Genomic DNA, 13,028 nt, shown 5'->3' with positions numbered 1-13,028 from the left:
TTCGTGATCTCCACTGTCGTCCCCGCCCTCCAGGGCGACGATCTCGTCCTCGGCTACCACCGCGAGGTGGTCGTGCACGGCGTCTCCGTCCACCTGGAGGCCGGTGCGGTCACCGCGCTGATCGGCCCCAACGGCAGCGGCAAGTCGACGGTCCTGCGCTCGCTGGCCCGGTTGCATCCGATCGCCGATGGCCGGGTACGGGTGGACGGCGCGGACGCCGCGCCGCTCTCCTCGCGGGAGTTCGCTCGCCGCGTCACCCTGCTCTCCCAGTCCCGGCCGCATCCGTCCGGGCTCGTCGTTCGTGACGTGGTCGCGTTCGGGCGCCACCCCCACCGCGGCCGTTTCGCCGCGGTCAGCGAGGCCGACCGCGCCGCGATCGACCACGCGATGGAGGTCACCGGCATCGACGTGATGGCCGACCGGCCGGTGGACCAGCTCAGCGGCGGCGAGCTGCAGCGCGTCTGGCTCGCCACCTGTCTGGCCCAGGACACCGGCGTCCTGCTGCTCGACGAGCCGACCAACCATCTCGACCTGCGCTACCAGGTGGAGATCCTGGACCTGGTCCGCGACCTCGCGGACCACCACGGCACCGCGCTCGGCGTCGTGCTGCACGACCTCAACCACGCGGCCTCGGTGGCCGACGAGGTCGTGCTGCTGCACCACGGACGGATCCGCGCCGCCGGCGCGGCCGTCGACGTACTGACCTCCGAGCATCTCAGCGAGGTCTACGGCCTGCCCATCCGCACCGTCGTCGACCCGGAGACGGGTCTGGTGCGGGTCGAGGCGCAGGGCAAGCACCACCAGCGGCGCCGCTGAGCGCCGACCGTTCCGGCCGGGGAGAACCCGGCCCCGTCATCCACGAGGACCCGATGAAGACACGCTCGATCGCTGCTGCGCTGACCGCGCCGCTCGCGCTGCTGCTGGTTGCCTGCGGCACCACCGAGACCGACGCGGACTCCGAGGCGCCGGTCGCCAACGACTCCGCCGACTGCGCCGACGACGAGACCACCACGTCGACCGACGCGGTCAGCCTCACCGACTCGTTCGGCCGCAGCGTCGAGCTCGACAAGCCGGCCGAGCGGGTCGCGGTCCTGGAGTGGCAGCAGACCGAGGACGTGCTCTCGCTCTGCCTCACCCCGGTCGCGGTTGCCGACGGCGCTGGCTACACGACCTGGGACACGGCCGAGGAGCTGCCCGAGGGCGTCCAGGACGTCGGCACCCGTCAGGAGCCGAACCTCGGCACGCTCTTCGACACCAGCCCCGACCTGGTGATCGTCGAGGCCTACTCGGCCGACGACGACATCATCAAGCAGCTGGAGAAGTACGACGTGCCGGTGCTGGCGACCAAGGGCGCCGACGCGGCCGACCCGATCGGCAACATGATCGCGACCTTCGAGCTGATCGCCCAGGCCACCGGTCGTGAGGACCGCGCTGCCGACGTGGTCGAGGACTTCGAGGACGCCCTCGCCGAGGGCAAGGAGGCGGTCGCCGCGACCGACGTCGACGAGTTCATCTACTTCGACGGCTGGGTCCAGGGCGGCAACGTCGCGATCCGGCCCTTCGGGCAGGGCTCCTTCCTCGGCGAGATCGGCGAGGAGCTGGGCATGACCAACGCCTGGACCGGCAAGGTCGACGAGGCCTACGGACTGGGGCAGACCGACATCGAGGGGATGACCAAGGTCGGCGATGCCACCTTCTTCCACACCGGCACCACCGACCCCGAGGGCGACGTGATGACCGAGCTGGCCAAGAACAAGGTCTGGCAGAGCATCCCGGCCGTCGCCGAGGGCCGCGACCACGCCTTCCCGCCGGGCATCTGGACCTTCGGCGGCCCGCGCTCGGGTGAGCAGGTCATCGACGCGTACGTCGACCTGCTGACCGACTGAGCAGGGAGGACCACGAGTGGAGCAGCAGCAGGCGACCCGGGTCGCCACGCCGACGGACGTGCCGGCCGGTCCGGCACGGGTCGGTCCGGCACGCGTCGGTGCGGCCGGGGCGCTGAGCGCCACCGGCGCGCTGCTGCTGCTCCTGCTCGGCCTGCTCGGGGTGTCGTTGTGGCACCTCACCCAGGGCACCTCCGGCGTCGGTGCGACCGACATCGTGCGTTGGGCCTTCGGTGGCGCCTCCGCCGGTGACGTCGACACCTGGGACCTCCTGCTCGGCTCCCGGATCCCCCGGCTGGCGGCCGGGATCGCGGTCGGCTTCGCCCTCGGCGTGGCCGGTGCCCTGTTCCAGTCGCTGGCGCGCAACGCACTGGCCTCGCCGGACACGCTGGCAGTCACCGGCGGCGCCTACCTCGCGGTCACCATGGTCGCCGCGTTCGGCCTCGCGGTGCCGGTGTGGGCGTCCGGGCTGACCGCTTTCGTCGGCGGTCTCCTGGCGGCCGGTCTGGTGCTCGGCCTGGCCGGTGGCGCGGGCACCTCGACGACCCGGCTGGTGCTGGCGGGCTCGGCGGTCGCGCTCGCCCTGCAGGCGGCCACGTCGACCCTGCTGATCCTCTTCGACGAGGAGACCACGGCGCTGTTCGCCTGGGGGAGCGGCTCGCTGACCCAGCTCGACCTGCGCTCGTTCGAGCGGGCTGCGCCTGTCGTCGTACTGGCCACGATTGCGGCGCTGGCACTCTCGCGCCGCCTCGACCTGTTGGGGCTCGGCGACGACTCGGCGTCGGTGCTCGGGGTCCCGGTCCGCTCCACCCGTGCCCTCGGCACCATCCTGGCCGTGCTGCTGACCGCGGCCGCGGTGACCCTAGCCGGCCCGATCGGCTTCGTCGGGCTCTTCGCGCCGGCCATCGTCCGACTGCTCGGCCGGTTCCTGCCCGCGCTCAACCGGCACGCGGTGCTGATTCCGGCCGCCGGCCTGACCGGCGCGCTCGCGGTGGTGGCCGCCGACGCCCTGGTCCGGGCCCTGCTCGGCGCCGAGGAGGCGCTGGCGATCCCCACCGGCATCGCGACCACGCTGGTCGGCGCCGTGGTGATGATCGCGCTCGCCCGCGGCAGCCGCGACTCCGGCCCGACCCGCCAGCCGCCCGCCGCCCGGGTCGGCGTGCGCAGTCGCAGCCGATTCCTCGTCGTGCTCGTGCTCGCGGTGGTCGCCGCGGTGGGCGTGGTGCTGCTCGGACTGCTCGCCGGCGACACCTGGCTGCGCACCGGCGACATCGGGCTCTGGCTCTCCGGCGAGGGAGCACCCAACATCCAGTTCGCGCTGGACGAGCGGGCCCCCCGGATCGCTGCTGCGGTGCTCGGCGGCGCCGCGCTCGCGCTGTCCGGATCGCTGGTCCAGGCCACCTGTCGCAACCCGCTCGCCGAGCCCGGCATCCTCGGGATCACCGGCGGCGCCGGCGTCGGCGCGGTCATCGTGGTGACCGGGGCGGGCGTCACCCAGGCCGCCGACAACACCTCGATCGTGATCGGCGCGACGATCGGCGCGCTGGTCGCGTTCGCCCTGGTCTACGGCCTGGCCTGGCGGCACGGACTCGACGCCGACCGCCTGCTGCTGATCGGCATCGGCACCTGGTACGGCTCGACCGCGCTGACCACGTTCCTCCTGGTGCGCTCCAACCCGTGGGACACCCCGCGCATCTACACCTGGCTGTCCGGGACCACCTACGGCCGCTCCTTCGAGCAGGTGGTGCCGGTCGCGGTGATGCTGGTGATCGCGATCCCGGTCGCCTACCTGGTACGTCGCGAGCTCGACCTGCTGGCGCTCGACGAGGACACCCCGCGACTGGTCGGCGTCGGCCTGGAGCGGGTCCGGCTGGCGGTGCTCGCGGTGGCGGCGCTGCTCGCGGCGATGAGCGTCGCGGCCGTCGGCGTGCTGGCCTTCGTCGGTCTCGTGGCGCCACACATGGCACGCGCCCTCGTCGGGGCGAAGCACGCCCGCTCGGTGCCGGTGGCGGTGCTGATCGGGGCGGTGCTGGTCGGCGTCGCGGACGCGATCGGACGGACCGTGATCTCCCCGGCGCAGATCCCGGCCGGCCTGATCGCCGCGCTGATCGGCGCGCCCTACTTCGTCTACCTGCTCGCGCGCACCCGGGCCTGAGCGCGGGGAGTGCCGCTGGCCGGCGGCCTCAGCCGCTGGCGCGCCGGGCGCCGGGGCCCGGGCGCCCGGCCACCGCGCGGTCGTCGACCCGGTGGTCCTCGGTGCAGCGCAGCTCGACGTGCACCGGGGCGCCGCAGTCGCGGTGCACGAACTCGCGCGGGGGGCCCGCCTGATCGGCGAGGTGCCGGTCGCCCCAGGCGGTGATCGCGATCAGGATCGGCTGCAGCTCGAGGCCGCGCTCGGTCAGCCGGTACTCGTGCCGGGTGCGGGCTCCGTCGTCGCGGTAGGGCACTCGGTGCAGGATGCCCTGCTCGACCAGCGTCGCCAGCCGGGCGGTCAGCACCTGCCGGGGGATCGCGGTGTGCCGCTGGATGTCGGCGAAGCGACGGACCCCGAGGAAGACCTCGCGCAGCACCACCACGGTCCAACGCTCACCCAGGATGGCCATCGTCCGGCCCAGGCTGCAGTTCTCCACCGACCAGGCGAGGGCGGGAGGTGTGTCGCGGGTCGCGGCGCCGGTGTCCGTGCTCATCGCGTCAGGATAGGACGATCTGAGTCTCATTGACAGACCCAGGTCTCCGCTGGTTCGATGAGTGCCATGGCTGAGTCCACCACCCAGACCCAGAGTGTCGACCCGACGACGCTGGACGGCTTCGAGCAGCTCACCGCGATCGTCGAGGGCCGGCTGCCGGCCGCGCCGATCGCGACCACTCTCGGCTTCGCCGGCATGTCCGTGCCCGAGCGCGGCTCCGCGATCTTCGAGCTGGACCCCGAGCTGCGCCACTACAACCCGATCGGCAGCGTGCACGGCGGGGTCTACGCCACCCTCCTCGACTCCGCCTGCGGATGCGCGGTGCACTCGACGCTGGCGGTGGGGGAGGGCTACACCTCGCTCGACCTGAACGTGAAGTTCCTGCGGGCGGTGACCGTCGACTCCGGCCGGTTGCGGGCTGTCGGGACGGTGCTGCAGCGCGGACGTCGTACCGCCCTCGCCGAAGCGAAGCTGTACGACGCCCGCGGTCGACTCGTCGCGCACGCGACCTCGAGCTGCATGATCTTCAGCTGATCAGCCGGCGTCGCCGACCAGCTCCGCCTCGGCCTCCTCCAGCGGGCTGGGCTCGGCGTCGCCGTGCAGGGCGGTGTGCACGGTGCGGGCGCCGGCCGCCATCACCACCACGCCGATCGCGACCGCGATGCCGCCGAACCAGAACGGGGTGTCGACGCCCTGGTTCTCGGCCAGCTTGAGGGCCACGTAGGGCCCGATCGCGCCGCCGGTGAACCGGACGAAGGAGTAGGCCGCGGAGGCGACCGGGCGCTCCACCGGGGCGCTGCCCATCACCGCCTCGGTGACCAGGGTGTTGATCACGCCGAGGAAGCCGCCGGCCGCCACGATGCCGGTGATCACCAGACCCTGGTGGGTGGTGCCGATGCCGATCACGAACAGGTCCAGGCTGAACAGGCCGAGGGCGGCGATCAGCGCAGGGACCGTGCCCAGCGCACGCTGCAGCGCCGGCGCCGCCAGCACCGAGGTGATCGCCAGCAGCAGGCCCCAGCCGAAGAAGACCCAGCCGATCTGCATGATCCCGAGCTCGGGCAGCGCGAACGGGCCGGCCGCGAGCAGGGTGAAGAAGCCCAGGTTGTAGCAGACCGCGACGACGGCGAGCACGGCCAGCGCCGGGTGGCGCAGGGCGCGGAACGGGTCGGCCAGGCTGGTCCGTCGACCGGTGGCGGGGGTCGCGGGCAGGAAGAAGGTGGTCGCCAGCAGGGCGACGGTCATCAGCACCGAGACGCCGAAGAAGGGCCCGCGCCAGGAGTGCTCGCCGAGCAGCCCGCCCACCAGCGGCCCCGACGCGATGCCGAGGCCGAGGGCGGCCTCGAAGAGGATGATCGCCTGCGCCAGGGACCCGCGTGAGGCGCTGACGATGGTGGACAGCGCCGTGGCGATGAAGAGGGCGTTGCCCAGGCCCCAGCCGGCGCGGAAGCCGATCACGGCGCCGACCGAGTCCGACATGCCGGCCAGCGCGGAGAAGGCGACGATGATCGCCAGGCCGATGAGCAGGGTGCGCTTCGGGCCGATCCGGGTGGAGATCACGCCGGTGATCAGCATCGAGACGCCCATCACCGCCATGTAGGAGGTGAACAGCAGCGAGACCTGGCTCGGCGTGGCGTCGAGCTTGGCGGCGATCTCCTTGAGGATCGGGTCGACGAGTCCGATGCCCATGAAGGCGATGACGCACGCGAAGGCGACCGCCCACACCGCGCGCGGCTGGTGCAGGATCGACCCTCCGGTCCGGGCGGGGCGGGTTCACGGGTGGCGGTGGTCATCGGGGGTCACTCCTCGGTTGCGGTGGTTGGTGTGGTGGCGGTGGGGTCGGTGGCGTCCAGCAGGTCGCGCAGCACCTCGACGGCGGTGTGCAGCGCGGCGAGGTCGTGGTCGGTGGCGGCGAGCCGGTCGGCCACGAAGCGGGCGTTGGCCGCGCGGTAGCGGGCCAGCTCGGCCGAGCCGTCGTCGGTGAGGTGGACCAGGGTGCTCCGCGCGTCCTCGGGGTTGGGCTGCTTGTTCACCCAGCCGAGCTCCACCATCCGGCTCACCGCGGCCGACATCGTCGGCTGGGTGCAGCGGTCGATGGTGGCCAGCGTGGTCACGCCGAGCGCGCCGTACTGGTCGAGGATCGAGAGCGTCCGCAGGTGGGCGCCGACCGGCTCCCGTTGGCGGACCGCCCGCACCAGGCGGGCCGCCTGGACGACGAGCTCGCTGTGCGGGTCGTCGGGGTCTTGGGTGGTCACATCTCCTCAATATACATAGGAAACCTATGTAAATCTAGACAGGTGGACCGTGACGCGTCAGACAACGACCGGCCGCTCAGTGCGCGGTCGTGTCGCCGCACGCCCGATCGAGGAAGCGGAGCAGCCGAGCGCGTCCGCCCGCGTCGGGCAACACGACTGCCGAGGTGTTCTCCGTGTCCCGGCCGATCCGGAGCCAGACTCGGAAGGTCACCGGCTGAGACGCCTGGGAGCGGGCGTGCTCGTCGCAGCGCCCGGGGTCGACCCGGACCGGCAGTCGCGCGCGGGCCCGGTCCGGCCGCAGTGCCGAGGGTCCGCGGCCCGGGAGCGAGAGGTCGAACAGCACCGACCCGGCGACCTCGGTCAGCGCCACCTGCGGGCCGGTGCGGCCGCCGGAGCGGTCCAGCGCGAGCCGCATCGTCAGCACCGGACCGTCGGTGCGGTCGGGCACGATCCAGCTCAGCCGCACCAAGGAGGCGACCCGTTCGCGGGCGCAGGCCTCCGACCACAGCCGGGTCAGGAAACGCATCCCGGCCTCGTCGATCGGGCGGCGCACGGTGCGCTGCCCGTCGGCGGTGGCGGTGACCGCGATCCCGGTGGCCGGGGGAGCGGTCTCGGCGTCCTCGACGTCGACCGTGCAGTCCGGGGCCGGCAGGCGCATCGGAAGGTCGAGTGTGGCCCCCGCGCCCACCACCTCGGCGCGGGGCAGGGTGGGGCCGGGGAAGCCCGGCCACCGCACGCCGATGCGCCGTACCCGCAGGTCGCCGGCGGTGATGTTGATGATCCGCAGGTCGGCGCGGTCGGTGCCCTCGTCGAGGCGCTGCTGCACCACCGAGAGCGCGATGCCCGGCTCGGCCGGAGGCGGGGTGATCACCACGTGATCGGTGGTCGGTCCCGGCTCGGCGCGGTCGGGGTCCGAGGTGCCGGTGCTGCAGGCGCCGAGGCCGGCCGCCAGCACCAGTGCCAGCGCCAGCGCCAGCGCCGCCGGGACGGCGAGCGCCCCGCGGAGACCGGCACCGGCGACCCGCAGCATCGGTCCAGTCTCGGTGCAGACTGCTGCCATGGCGACCCAATTGGCGTTCCTGCGGGCGATCAACCTCGGCGGGCGACGGACCTTCGGCAAGGACCGGATCATCGCGGCGACCGAGTCCATCGGCTTCGACGGCGTTGCCACCTACATCAACACCGGCAACGTCCGCTTCGACACCCGGATGCGCTCGCGCGCCCGGATCGAGCGCGCCCTGGAGGCCGCCTACCTCGAGCACGCCGGGTTCGAGGTGCCGACGATCGTCTTCACCGCCGCCGAGGTGGCCGCGATCCGGGACGAGGCGGACCGACTCGACCACGACCGGCGCCACTACGTCTCCCTGCTCAAGGAGGAGCCGAGCGCGCAGGCCGTCGCGGCCCTCCAGGCCGCGGTCGCCGACGCGGGGATCACCGACGAGCGACTGCACGTCTCCGGGCGGGCGGTCCACCTGCTGCTCGGCGAGAACTACCACCAGTCGCGGCTGGACAACGCCTTCCTGGAACGCCACCTCGGCGTGGCCACCAACCGCAACCTCACCGTGATCCGCGAGGTCGCCGCCCGGTGGTGCGGCTGATATCCGACGTGGATCGCCGGTGTGCCACGATGGGCGGGTGATGACCGCGAGCCCCACCAAGGCGGATCCGGGGGTCGAGGAGGACCTCACCCCCGACGCGGTCGTGGTGGCCGACACCCCGTGGGTGACGCTGGTCTGGAACGACCCGGTCAACCTGATGTCGTACGTCGCCTACGTGTTCACCAGCTATTTCGGCTACTCCAAGAAGAAGGCGGAGAAGCTGATGCTCCAGGTGCACGAGGAGGGCAAGTCCGCGGTCAGCAGCGGCACCCGCGAGGAGATGGAGCGCGACGTGCAGGCGATGCACGAGTACGGACTGTGGGCGACCCTGCAGAAGTCAGAGTGAGGAGGCGAAGCTCGATGGCCGGGTTCGTCCGTGACCGCCGCAGCAAGAACATCATCGCCACCTTCTCGGCCTTCGAGGCCGACCTGATCCGCTCGCTCGCGGCCCAGCTGGTGGAGCTGCTGCACAACGAGGCCGCCGTACCGAAGCCGGACGACGATCCGCTCGCGGCGCTCTTCGACTTCACCGGACCCGTGGAGGAGCCCGAGGACCCGGTGCTGGCCAGGCTCTTCCCCAACGCCTACACCGGCGACGGCGAGGCGGCCGGCGAGTTCCGGCGCTTCACCGAGGGCACGCTGCGCGACTCGAAGTCCCGCGCGGCGGGCACCGTCATCGACACCCTCGAGGAGGCCGGGCTGCCGGCGGAGCCCGACGGGGAGGACCTGACCATCGACGTCGAGCTGGCGCCCGACACCGCCCAGGTCTGGATGCGCTCGCTGACCGACCTCCGGCTCGCCCTGGCCACCCGGCTGGGCGTCGCCGAGGACGACGAGGACTACTGGGACTCGCTGCCCGAGGAGGATCCTCGCGCCCAGGCGCACCACATCTACGACTGGCTCGGCTTCCTCCAGGAGACCCTGGTCCTGGCCGTCTCCGGCCGCCGCTGAGGGCGGTCGGGTCCACCGGTCCTCGGCTACTGCGCGTCCTCGTCCGGCTTGACCGCCAGCACCGGGCAGTGCGCGTCGAGGATCACCCGTTGCGCCACGCTGCCGAGCAGCGCCTTGCCGACCGCCGTACGACGCCGCACACCGACCACGATCAGGGACGCCTCCTCGGCGTCGGCGACCGCCACCACCGCGTCGGCGACGTCGTCGACCAGGTCGTGACGGACCGACACCGCCAGGCCGTCGGCGCTCAGCTCGCGCTCCAAAGCGGCCAGCTCGTCGTCGGCGGCGAACCGCTTGTCGACGTAGGCGTCCCCGCGGGTGGCGTTGACGATGATCAGGGCGACGCCGTCCGTGCGGGCGGTCCGCGCCCCGTGGTCCAGGGCGGCGCGTCCGAACCGGTCGGGGGCGTAGGCGACCACGACGGGTCCCTCCGGGTGGGTGGGCCGGGTGCTCATCGGTGCGACTCCTGGTGGTCGGTGCTGGTCGGGTCGGGGTCGGTCGGGTCGGTGCGGTCGGCCTCGACCGTGTGGTGCGCCCGGCGGCGCAGCGCGCCCACGCCGGCGACGAAGGCCAGCAGCGCCATCACCGCGTAGACCACCACCGCGACCGGCTCGCTCCAGAGGGTGGTGACGTCACCCTGGCTGATGGTCAGCGCCTGGGTGAGCTGCAACTCCAGCTCGGGACCCAGGATCACCGCGACGATCAGCGGCAGCACCGGGAGCGCGAACCGCCGCATCGCGACGCCGAGCAGGCCGAGCAGCAGGAGAAGGACCAGGTCGAAGGCCTGGAAGTTGACCGTGTAGGCGCCCAGGCAGGCGAAGAACAGGATGCCGGCGTAGAGCTGGGGGCGCGGCACCCGCAGCAGCTTGGCCCACAGCGGAGCCATCGGCAGGTTGATCACCAGCAGCAGGGCGTTGGCGATGATCAGGCTGGCGAGCAGGCCCCAGACCAGCCCCGGCTCGGCGTCCAGCAGCTGCGGACCCGGCTGGATGCCGTAGCCCTGCAGGGCCGACAGCATCACCGCGGCGGTGGCCGTCGTCGGGAGTCCCAGCGTGAGCAGCGGCAGTAGGGTGCCCGCGGCCGAGGCGTTGTTGGCCGCCTCCGGGCCCGCCACGCCCTCGATCGCGCCGCGGCCGAACTCCTCGGGGTGCCGGCTCAGCTTCTTCTCCGTGGCGTAGGAGAGGAAGGTGGGGACCTCGGCGCCACCGGCGGGCAGCGCGCCGAACGGGAAGCCGTAGGCCGTGCCACGCAGCCACGGCGCCCAGGAGCGCCGCCAGTCCGAGCGGCTCATCCAGGGCTGGCCGACCGGGATGATCTCCAGCGGCTTGCGCCGCAGGTGGGCCGCGACCCAGAGCGCCTCGCCGATCGCGAAGATGGCGACCGCGACCACCACGATGTCGATGCCGTCGGCCAGCAGGGGCTGGTCCAGGGTCAGCCGGGCCTGGCCGGTCTGGGTGCCGACCAGGGCGATGGCCAGGCCGAGGAAGAGCGAGATGAAGCCGCGCAGCTTGGACGCGCCGAGCACCATCGTCACGGCGAAGAAGGCGAGCAGCATGATCGCGAAGTAGCTGGGGGCGCCGAGCTGGACCACGACGTCGGCCACCCGGGGGACCAGCACCCAGAGCAGCACGGTGGCGATCGAGCCGGCCACGAAGGAGCCGATCGCGGCGGTGGCCAGCGCCTGGGCGGCCCGGCCGGCCTTCGCCATCTTGTTGCCCTCGATGGCGGTGATCACCGAGGAGGACTCGCCGGGGGTGTTGAGCAGGATCGAGGTCGTCGACCCGCCGTACATGCCGCCGTAGTAGATGCCGGCGAACATGATGATCGCGCTCTCGGGGCCGACGGTGTAGGTGATCGGCAGCAGCAGCGCGAGCGCCATCGCCGGGCCGATGCCGGGCAGCACGCCGACGGCGGTGCCGAGCAGCACGCCGATGGTGGCGAAGAGCAGGTTCTCCGGGGTGAGAGCGGTCGCGAATCCGTCGAGCAGCAGGTCCATCAGAGAATCCCGTCCAGGATGCCGGCCGGGATCGGGACCCCGAGGCCGACGTAGAAGCCGTACCAGCTGCCGATCGAGAGCGCCGTGCCCACGGCCAGGTTGCGCACCCAGGTCCGCGAGCCGAGCGCCCAGGTGGCGCCGGTGAAGAGGAGGGCGCCGGTGATCGCCCAGCCGAGCCAGTCGATGAGCAGTAGGTTGCCGACCAGCACCGCGCAGAGCAGCCCCAGCGTGCGCAGGTCGGTGCCCTGGGTGAGGTCGACGTCCTCGCCGTCCTCGGCCTGGGGCTGGTCGCCGCGCGCGGTGGCCACGGCCAGCGCCACGCCGAGCAGCACCAGCACGGCGCCGATCACGTAGGGGAAGGTGTAGGCGTGCACCGGCTGGTCGGCGTAGCCCTCGGTCAGGGTGGAGGCGTCCCAGACGACGAAGCCGCCGACCAGCACCAGGAACCCGGCCATCACGTACTGGGCCTTGTCGACCGCTTCGGTGCCCCCGGTTCCCGCGCCCTTGCCGCCCCCGGTGCCGACGGCCTGGCCGGCGGTGCTCACGAGAGCCCCAGCTCGGTCAGGGTGTCGGCCACCCGGGTGTCCTGCTCGCGGAGGAACTCCTCGAACTCCGCGCCGGTGGCGAAGTTGTCCTCCCAGCCGTTGGCCTCCATGGCGTCCTTCCACTCCTCGGTGTCGTGCATCTCGGTGAAGAGGTCGGTGAGGTAGTCGACCTGCTCCTCGCTGATGCCGGGCGGCGCGAGCACGCCGCGCCAGTTGGTGAAGACCAGGTCGATGTCGGACTCGGTCAGGGTGGGTGCGTCGATGCCGTCGAGGCGCTCCTCGCCGGAGACGGCGAGCACCCGGAGCTTGCCCTCGGCGATCTGGCCCTCGAACTCGCCCAGGCCGGAGAAGCCGACGTCGATCTTCTCGCCGAGCAGCGCGCTGGTGAGCGGTCCGCCGCCGTCGTAGGGGACGTAGGTGACGTCGTTGGGGTCGATGCCGATGGTGTCGGCGAGCTGCATCGGGAAGAGGTGGTCGGGGCCGCCGTTGCTGGAGCCGCCGCCGACGACCACTGCGGACGGATCGGCCTTCCACGCCTCGACCAGGTCGTCGACCGTCTCGAACGGCGAGTCCGCGGGGACCAGGATGCCCTCCTGCTCCTCGACCAGCCGCGCGATCGGCGTCATCTCCTGGGTGGTCGCGTCCGAGCCGTTGGTGTAGACGGCACCGACCACGCCGAGTCCCATCACCATCACCAGGTCGTCGGCGCCCTCCTCGTTGAGCAGCCGCTGCATGGCGACGGTGCCGCTGGCGCCGAGCACGTTGGTGATCTCGAACCGGCCGGTGAGGTCGTTGTCCTCCATCGCCTTGGCAGCCGCCCGCCCGGTCAGGTCGTACCCGCCGCCGGCGCTGTTCGGGATCATCATCCGGAGCCGCCGGTTGTCCGGGTCGTCGCCGCCGCGGGTGACCCCGCAGCCGGTGACGAGCAGGAGCAGCGCCAGCGCGGCGCCGAGCGCCGCGATCAGCGATGATCGGGAGCGGCGTGGGTCGGGCATCGGGTGGTCCTCCGTGGTGCGGGTCTCGGGTGGGCGTCGGGTGACCGTGGTCACGCCGGCCGTCCGTGGAAGCATGGCGCCACCCTGTGGCGCCGGTCACGCTTGCGGACGCAAAGGA

General features: G+C 72.5%; 15 protein-coding genes. 7 read left to right on the top strand and 8 right to left on the bottom strand.

Translation table 11 applies throughout. The features are described 5' to 3' along the window. Window positions 1-3: 3 nt before the first annotated feature. From FIV43_RS11175 to FIV43_RS11165, 3 genes are read left to right on the top strand one after another with little or no spacing between them, the layout of a single operon-like run. Window positions 4-816, top strand: a complete 813-nt coding sequence (locus FIV43_RS11175; RefSeq protein ID WP_231123042.1) for an ABC transporter ATP-binding protein — start codon at window positions 4-6, stop codon at window positions 814-816. A gap of 53 nt (window positions 817-869) precedes the next feature. Beyond that, window positions 870-1,886, top strand: a complete 1,017-nt coding sequence (locus FIV43_RS11170) for an iron-siderophore ABC transporter substrate-binding protein (protein ID WP_141014185.1) — start codon at window positions 870-872, stop codon at window positions 1,884-1,886. Between the two features lie 16 nt (window positions 1,887-1,902). Next, complete coding sequence (locus FIV43_RS11165; protein ID WP_231123036.1) at window positions 1,903-4,038, top strand: iron ABC transporter permease; 2,136 nt, start codon at window positions 1,903-1,905, stop codon at window positions 4,036-4,038. A gap of 28 nt (window positions 4,039-4,066) precedes the next feature. Here the strand turns inward: FIV43_RS11165 and FIV43_RS11160 are convergent, their stop codons facing one another. Then, entirely contained in the window at window positions 4,067-4,570 is a 504-nt protein-coding gene (locus FIV43_RS11160) for a winged helix-turn-helix transcriptional regulator (RefSeq protein ID WP_141014184.1), read from the bottom strand. A gap of 66 nt (window positions 4,571-4,636) precedes the next feature. Here FIV43_RS11160 and FIV43_RS11155 point away from each other — a divergent pair, with 66 nt between their 5' ends. After that, window positions 4,637-5,104: a PaaI family thioesterase gene (locus FIV43_RS11155; protein WP_196780769.1), complete on the top strand. Its 468-nt coding sequence runs from the start codon at window positions 4,637-4,639 to the stop codon at window positions 5,102-5,104. Here FIV43_RS11155 and FIV43_RS11150 read toward each other — a convergent pair whose 3' ends face one another. The 3 genes from FIV43_RS11150 to FIV43_RS11140 form a co-directional block, all read right to left on the bottom strand. Beyond that, on the bottom strand, window positions 5,105-6,259 hold the full coding sequence (locus FIV43_RS11150) for an MFS transporter (protein ID WP_141014182.1): 1,155 nt from the start codon (window positions 6,257-6,259) through the stop codon (window positions 5,105-5,107). It lies immediately after the preceding gene. 110 nt (window positions 6,260-6,369) lie between these two features. Further along, window positions 6,370-6,825 carry a MarR family winged helix-turn-helix transcriptional regulator gene (locus FIV43_RS11145; protein ID WP_141014181.1) on the bottom strand — a complete coding sequence of 152 codons (456 nt, stop codon included), beginning with the start codon at window positions 6,823-6,825 and terminating at the stop codon, window positions 6,370-6,372. A 76-nt stretch (window positions 6,826-6,901) separates the two neighbouring features. Beyond that, complete coding sequence (locus FIV43_RS11140) at window positions 6,902-7,855, bottom strand: hypothetical protein (RefSeq protein WP_141014180.1); 954 nt, start codon at window positions 7,853-7,855, stop codon at window positions 6,902-6,904. Between the two features lie 28 nt (window positions 7,856-7,883). Between FIV43_RS11140 and FIV43_RS11135 the strand changes: the two genes are divergently transcribed. From FIV43_RS11135 to FIV43_RS11125, 3 genes are read left to right on the top strand one after another with little or no spacing between them, the layout of a single operon-like run. Beyond that, complete coding sequence (locus tag FIV43_RS11135; protein ID WP_141014179.1) at window positions 7,884-8,423, top strand: DUF1697 domain-containing protein; 540 nt, start codon at window positions 7,884-7,886, stop codon at window positions 8,421-8,423. A gap of 40 nt (window positions 8,424-8,463) precedes the next feature. After that, window positions 8,464-8,769 carry an ATP-dependent Clp protease adapter ClpS gene (gene clpS, locus FIV43_RS11130; RefSeq protein ID WP_141014178.1) on the top strand — a complete coding sequence of 102 codons (306 nt, stop codon included), beginning with the start codon at window positions 8,464-8,466 and terminating at the stop codon, window positions 8,767-8,769. Window positions 8,770-8,783: 14 nt separating this feature from the next. Beyond that, window positions 8,784-9,374, top strand: coding sequence for a DUF2017 domain-containing protein (locus FIV43_RS11125; RefSeq protein WP_141014177.1), 591 nt, complete (start codon window positions 8,784-8,786; stop codon window positions 9,372-9,374). A gap of 26 nt (window positions 9,375-9,400) precedes the next feature. On the opposite strand, the gene FIV43_RS11120 is transcribed toward FIV43_RS11125, so the two are convergent. From FIV43_RS11120 to FIV43_RS11105, 4 genes are read right to left on the bottom strand one after another with little or no spacing between them, the layout of a single operon-like run. Continuing rightward, a complete protein-coding gene (locus tag FIV43_RS11120; RefSeq protein ID WP_141014176.1) occupies window positions 9,401-9,829 on the bottom strand; it encodes a universal stress protein in 429 nt (142 codons plus the stop codon). Continuing rightward, the gene (locus FIV43_RS11115) at window positions 9,826-11,370 is read right to left on the bottom strand and encodes a tripartite tricarboxylate transporter permease (protein WP_141014175.1); all 1,545 of its coding nucleotides are present in this window, start codon (window positions 11,368-11,370) and stop codon (window positions 9,826-9,828) included. Before FIV43_RS11115 ends, FIV43_RS11120 begins: the two co-directional genes overlap by 4 nt. Beyond that, the gene (locus FIV43_RS11110) at window positions 11,370-11,915 is read right to left on the bottom strand and encodes a tripartite tricarboxylate transporter TctB family protein (protein ID WP_231123034.1); all 546 of its coding nucleotides are present in this window, start codon (window positions 11,913-11,915) and stop codon (window positions 11,370-11,372) included. The genes FIV43_RS11115 and FIV43_RS11110 overlap by 1 nt, the downstream gene beginning before the upstream one ends. Beyond that, entirely contained in the window at window positions 11,912-12,985 is a 1,074-nt protein-coding gene (locus tag FIV43_RS11105; protein ID WP_231123032.1) for a Bug family tripartite tricarboxylate transporter substrate binding protein, read from the bottom strand. Before FIV43_RS11105 ends, FIV43_RS11110 begins: the two co-directional genes overlap by 4 nt. Window positions 12,986-13,028: the final 43 nt, after the last annotated feature.

Origin of the sequence: Nocardioides sambongensis (assembly GCF_006494815.1) — a bacterium.
Lineage (GTDB): Bacteria > Actinomycetota > Actinomycetes > Propionibacteriales > Nocardioidaceae > Nocardioides > Nocardioides sambongensis.
This window is presented reverse-complemented; position numbering and strand designations above follow the sequence as displayed.

What these genes read in the sequence shown, in the direction of transcription:
- FIV43_RS11150 (WP_141014182.1), bottom strand. Translation starts at nt 6,259, where the DNA reads ATGGGCATCGGACTCGTCGACCCGATCCTCAAGGAGATCGCCGCCAAG.
- FIV43_RS11115 (WP_141014175.1), bottom strand. Translation starts at nt 11,370, where the DNA reads ATGGACCTGCTGCTCGACGGATTCGCGACCGCTCTCACCCCGGAGAAC.
- clpS (WP_141014178.1), top strand. Translation starts at nt 8,464, where the DNA reads ATGACCGCGAGCCCCACCAAGGCGGATCCGGGGGTCGAGGAGGACCTC.
- FIV43_RS11155 (WP_196780769.1), top strand. Translation starts at nt 4,637, where the DNA reads ATGGCTGAGTCCACCACCCAGACCCAGAGTGTCGACCCGACGACGCTG.
- FIV43_RS11135 (WP_141014179.1), top strand. Translation starts at nt 7,884, where the DNA reads ATGGCGACCCAATTGGCGTTCCTGCGGGCGATCAACCTCGGCGGGCGA.
- FIV43_RS11160 (WP_141014184.1), bottom strand. Translation starts at nt 4,570, where the DNA reads ATGAGCACGGACACCGGCGCCGCGACCCGCGACACACCTCCCGCCCTC.
- FIV43_RS11105 (WP_231123032.1), bottom strand. Translation starts at nt 12,985, where the DNA reads ATGCTTCCACGGACGGCCGGCGTGACCACGGTCACCCGACGCCCACCC.
- FIV43_RS11120 (WP_141014176.1), bottom strand. Translation starts at nt 9,829, where the DNA reads ATGAGCACCCGGCCCACCCACCCGGAGGGACCCGTCGTGGTCGCCTAC.
- FIV43_RS11170 (WP_141014185.1), top strand. Translation starts at nt 870, where the DNA reads ATGAAGACACGCTCGATCGCTGCTGCGCTGACCGCGCCGCTCGCGCTG.
- FIV43_RS11140 (WP_141014180.1), bottom strand. Translation starts at nt 7,855, where the DNA reads ATGCTGCGGGTCGCCGGTGCCGGTCTCCGCGGGGCGCTCGCCGTCCCG.
- FIV43_RS11125 (WP_141014177.1), top strand. Translation starts at nt 8,784, where the DNA reads ATGGCCGGGTTCGTCCGTGACCGCCGCAGCAAGAACATCATCGCCACC.